This window comes from Syntrophomonas sp. UBA1041 (assembly GCF_002316705.1).
Taxonomy (GTDB): domain Bacteria; phylum Bacillota; class Syntrophomonadia; order Syntrophomonadales; family Syntrophomonadaceae; genus DTU019.
The window spans coordinates 4,916-9,748 of sequence record NZ_DCEA01000114.1; the positions used below are offsets into that span (position 1 = coordinate 4,916).

Sequence of the window (4,833 nt, forward strand, 5' to 3'; positions counted from 1 at the left end):
GCCCACCACCCGTCAGGATATCGGCATCTATGATGCTTGTTTGAAAGTGGATCAGAGCCAATACCCGGGTCAGAGCGATGTAAGCGGGAAAACAGCTTATCTGCCGGCGAACTATGCCTATGCCCAAACCAGCAGCCCCAAAGTAAATGTTCCGGTTAACACCCCCTATAAAGGAGCGTTTTACCGGGAACGCCTGGTAAAAGATCAGCAAGTGGTCAACATGTATTTAATGGCACTGGAACCGGTCGGAATAAGCAGCGAGGTAACGAGCATGGAAAGAAAGGATATTGACAATTCTTCATTAGCCAAATTCAAGAAGATGATTCGGGCGCAATTTGGGCTGGATGATTTGCCGATAAGCAATCGACCCGCCCGGCAGGATTTTACCCCTCGATTCTCGGCTGTAAACCTAATTAAAGATGCCAAATTGATAGAAGACATTGCTTCGCAAAAGATCTGGCAGATAACTGCGGCAGATGGCCGGGATTATACGGTGGATATTAATGTGGCTGATGATGAACACACCGCCCGGGAAGTGCTGGTGGAAAGATTATCGAAAATAAGCAATCCCGATATCATAAGAAACGATCCGCCGGTAGCCGGCGATATATCATTTACCGTTGCTGGGCAGAGCGTACTGTTTGTCCGTAATAATATTGCCGTTACCGTATTCTTCGGCCCGCAAAGCAAGCCCCTGGCAACAGCCATTGACCAGCAAATCATGACCTAATATGTATTATAAATCCATTGGCTGTATAGCAATGAGAATGCACGAGAAAAAGCTGGTGTGTCAGGACGCTGACAAGCTGGTTTTTCTCACGAAAAAAGGTAAACTGCTGCTATTCCAAATAAAATATTTTGTATCTTTATGCTTAAGAAAATATTGACGTACGTATTATTACGTATTATGCTATCAGACAACAGGAGGATTTAACATGACAGAGCGGGAAATCCTAAATTATTAAAGGAAAATGGATGGTATATAGAAGAAGGTAGAAAACACCACCTGGCTACTAATCCTGATAAACCTGGAATAAAGATTCCTATACCAAGACATAAAAAAGATATGCCCATAGGCACTCTAAATAATATCCTCAAGGCAGCAGGACTAAAATAAATCCGATCCTGGGGGTAATTAACTACTTTGAAAGGAGAATAAGTCTGAAAGAAATCTTTCATGACGTTTTGTGCCTCAAGAAAGGAATGGTTATAATTATGAAATATGTTTATCCCGCTGTATTCACCATAGATAAAAAAAACAGCTATACTGTAGCTGTACCCGATTTGCCCGGGTGTTTCACCTTCGGGGACTCGCTTGTTGAAGCTATAGAAATGGCACGTGATGCCATTTCTATGTGGCTGGTGGACGCCGAAAACAAGGATGAAATAATTCCTACACCAGGCAAGATTAAAGATATTCCTTGTGAAGCAAACAGCTTCATTAATCTAATTGATATTGATACAGTTGAATACCGTCGCGAGAACGATAACCATGCGGTAAAGAAAACCTTAAGTATTCCTAATTGGTTAAATACCAAAGCCGAAAAAGCCGGTATAAATTTCTCTCAAACCTTACAAAAAGCATTGAAAAATGAATTGGGGTTAGAATAATAATCCTTTGAACGCTAATAAACCCCCAATGTCGCCATGGCTTTTTTTAGATCCTGGCGGTCGTATAAAACATCAGCGAATAAATCGCCTACCTGCTGAAGTCGCTCCGGCAGGGTTTTAATCGTAAACTGATCTGGTCTTACAGACTCAAGTTCCTGCCACTCAATAGGGGTGGAACAGGGAGCGCCCTTATGAGGACGAACGCTGTAAGCAGCACAAACAGTTTTGCCCAGGCCGTTTTGCAGGTAGTCCAGGTAAATCCGAGGCCCCCGGCGTTTCATGGCTCTCTCGGTGGTAGCAATATCGGGAACCACCTGGCAAACCATCTCCGCCATCGCCTGGGCCACACGGCGTATTTGGCTATAGGTATAACCTTTGGCTATGGGGAGGTAAAGGTGAAGCCCTTTGGCCCCTGAGGTTTTGGGATACACCCGGAGGCCGAGACTTTCCATTAATTCCTGCAACAGGCGGGTTACACTAACAATTTGCCCAAAGGTGTTCTGCTCCGAAGGGTCCAGGTCAAATACTATGAAATCAGGATATTCAATACTGCTGATTTGTGATAACCAGGGATGAATTTCAATGCAGGCAAGATTGGCCAAGCACATAAGATCTGCCGTTTGCTGTATCAGGACATAGTTTTTGCTGTCGCCATCACTGCCAGTCCAGGTGAAAGTTTTTATCCACTGCGGAAGGCCTTCCGGGGCATTTTTTTGATAAAATGATTTTTCTCCAATTCCCCGCGGATAGCGGGTGAAGACCAGCGGACGCTCGCTTAGATGAGGAAGCATATAGGGAAAAACCGCTGCATAGTATTCCACTAAATCTCTTTTGCAATAGCCGTCTTCCGGCCAGAGAACCCGGTCCAGATTAGTAAGCTTAATCTCTCTTCCCGCTATGGCTATCGTTGCTGATTCGCCCATAACTCTATTCCTTTCTTTTAAACCCCATGCCCCGAGAACACAAGGATTGATGAAAAGTGAATCTGATTGTGCTTGAACGAATATTAAATAGTAATCTTTTACGCTGACTCCTTACCCCTCACTTCCCTTTTATACATTGCAATCAGCTTCCGAATTTTTCATGAAGGACTTTATCACCGGAAAGCGAAGATGCAAAGAATCTGTCCACTCTAGATATTCAACCTCTACCGCCAATTGAGGGGTGATATAATGTGAACCTGCCGGGGTCGGCTCGGGAAAGGGAGAATCCTTCACTTCCAACCGAGGCAGGGTCTCGGACAGTATTTGCAATTGCTCTGCATCCAGGCCACTGCTGGCTTTACCGGCAAAACTTAAGCTTCTATCACGCATAACACCCAATAACAGAGCATTTACTTGTTTCCCTCGTAAAGTATAACCCCCCACCAGACAATTCTGACTGCGGCGACATTTGATTTTAAACCAATCATCATGTTGTTTTCCCGGGCGGTAGAAACTGTTCTTTCTTTTGGCTACTATCCCTTCCAAGCCCGCCCTCTGAACCGAATCGAAAAGGATAGTTCCCTGAGAAAAATTCTCCACCAGATAAAGGCAGCCTTGATTATCAAAGAGTTCCGCCAGCTGAGAGAGGCGGTCTACCAAGCTTGCTGACCTTAAATCTCTACCATTAAGATAAAGAAGATCGAAAACCATATAGGAAATGGCCAGAGTTTTACTTAAATGTTGAATCTTCATTGGATTCCGGCAGTTATCTCTTTGCATCACCGCTGGAAAGCTGGGTTTGCCCTCACGGAGCACCACGATTTCTCCATCCAAAACCGCAGTACTGGCCTTGATCAAATTGGGCAGATTCTGTAACTCGGGATACTGCCTGCTACGCAGGTTTCCCCTTTTGTTAAGCAGGGTGACTTGTTCTCCGGCAACAGCAGTCAGCATCCGCACCCCATCCCATTTCACCTGATAGAGAAAATCCTCGCTGTCAAAAGCTTGCCCGCAATTTATCGGGTCCATACTGCGGATTTCTCGCAAGAATATTTCCATCGCTAACTTCCGGTTTTAGCCGCTTTCTTTGGGCTGCCCTTTTTCTTCCCCTCATTCTTGTTCTCTTCAGCCAGCTTGACACTGGCCTTCAGAGCTTCCATTAGGTCCACTACATTACCGGCTTGCCGTTCCGGGGCCGGGCTGACAAATTCCTCTCCGGCGATTTTAGCCTCAATCATCTCCCAGAGAGCTTGACGATAATTGTCCTGATATCTTGCCGGGTCGAAATCAATGGATAGATTCTCAATCAGGCTAACCGCCATTTTTATTTCTTTCTCATGCAGCTTCTCTACCCCGATCCCCTTTCCCAATGAAGCAGGGGATCTAATCTCATCCGGATAAAAGATGGTTTCCATAATCAAATGCTCATCCTTCACCCGTAGTACCGCTAATGATTGTTTTGACCGTATCATAATTTTGGCCAGTGCAATTTTTCCTGTTTTTTTCATGGCTTCAACTATGAGTGTATACGCTTTGTCCCCACCTGAAACAGGTTCCAGGTAATAGCTTTTATCAAAATAAATCGGGTCCAGTTGTTCTAATTTTATAAAATCCAATATATCAATGGTTTTAGTGTTTTCCTGAGGGATGCGAGCCAGGTCTTCTTCGCTGATAATAACGTAGTTTCCTTTCTGAAACTCGTAGCCCTTGACTATTTCTTCCGCTTTGATTTCCTTATTGCATTTTGAGCAGACCTTTTTATAGTTTACCGGAGCCATACATTCTTGATGCAGGTAATGGAATTTCAAATCCTTGTTCTCCGTAGCCGAGTACATGCCTACCGGAATATTAACCAGGCCGAAGCTGACCGCACCTTTCCAAAGTGTTTTCAAAAACGACTCCCCTTTCCAGGCTTGTTTAGTTTTAGCTTCTATGCTTTAAGCGAAATTTATTCGTCTGGGGATAAAATGACTTGCTATTGGAGGATAAGAGTTGGAAGAAAATAAATGCTTTTCACTCCAGATATTCAATATTACTTTATTCTACGGGCTAATTGTTATATAACGGTGATTACATCGATTTCTTTCAAAAAAGATGGGTGAAGGTAAATAATAATTGTTTTTTGATGTATTTGCCCTATACGCAATATGTATTATAATATTATTGATACGATATCTTACAGATTCATTAGATTCATGCCGAATCCAGTTAAATAACTGGAACGGGGGAACCAATTTTGGGGTGAATCCGGCTTTTGCTGGTAGGGCAATCCCCTTGCCCGAATCCGTCAGCTAACCTC

General features: G+C 43.9%; 6 protein-coding genes and 1 riboswitch. Of the genes, 3 read left to right on the forward strand and 3 right to left on the reverse strand.

The genetic code is table 11. The annotated features are described in order from the left end of the window. The 3 genes from B2633_RS16625 to B2633_RS16635 all read left to right on the forward strand — a co-directional run. Positions 1 to 730 (forward strand): hypothetical protein (locus tag B2633_RS16625; RefSeq protein WP_483171800.1); only part of this gene is annotated, 730 nt, incomplete at its 5' end. A gap of 276 nt (positions 731 to 1,006) precedes the next feature. Next, a complete protein-coding gene (locus tag B2633_RS16630) occupies positions 1,007 to 1,117 on the forward strand; it encodes a type II toxin-antitoxin system HicA family toxin (RefSeq protein WP_483171806.1) in 111 nt (36 codons plus the stop codon). 98 nt (positions 1,118 to 1,215) lie between these two features. Then, a complete protein-coding gene (locus tag B2633_RS16635) occupies positions 1,216 to 1,611 on the forward strand; it encodes a type II toxin-antitoxin system HicB family antitoxin (protein WP_061214776.1) in 396 nt (131 codons plus the stop codon). 14 nt (positions 1,612 to 1,625) lie between these two features. Here the strand turns inward: B2633_RS16635 and ligD (B2633_RS16640) are convergent, their stop codons facing one another. The 3 genes from ligD (B2633_RS16640) to ku form a co-directional block, all read right to left on the reverse strand. Continuing rightward, positions 1,626 to 2,534, reverse strand: coding sequence for a non-homologous end-joining DNA ligase (gene ligD / locus B2633_RS16640; RefSeq protein ID WP_061214758.1), 909 nt, complete (start codon positions 2,532 to 2,534; stop codon positions 1,626 to 1,628). Between the two features lie 129 nt (positions 2,535 to 2,663). Then, positions 2,664 to 3,563 carry a non-homologous end-joining DNA ligase gene (gene ligD / locus B2633_RS16645; RefSeq protein WP_483171801.1) on the reverse strand — a complete coding sequence of 300 codons (900 nt, stop codon included), beginning with the start codon at positions 3,561 to 3,563 and terminating at the stop codon, positions 2,664 to 2,666. 32 nt (positions 3,564 to 3,595) lie between these two features. Further along, complete coding sequence (gene ku, locus B2633_RS16650; RefSeq protein WP_061214760.1) at positions 3,596 to 4,426, reverse strand: non-homologous end joining protein Ku; 831 nt, start codon at positions 4,424 to 4,426, stop codon at positions 3,596 to 3,598. Between the two features lie 294 nt (positions 4,427 to 4,720). After that, positions 4,721 to 4,833: riboswitch (cyclic di-AMP (ydaO/yuaA leader) on the forward strand.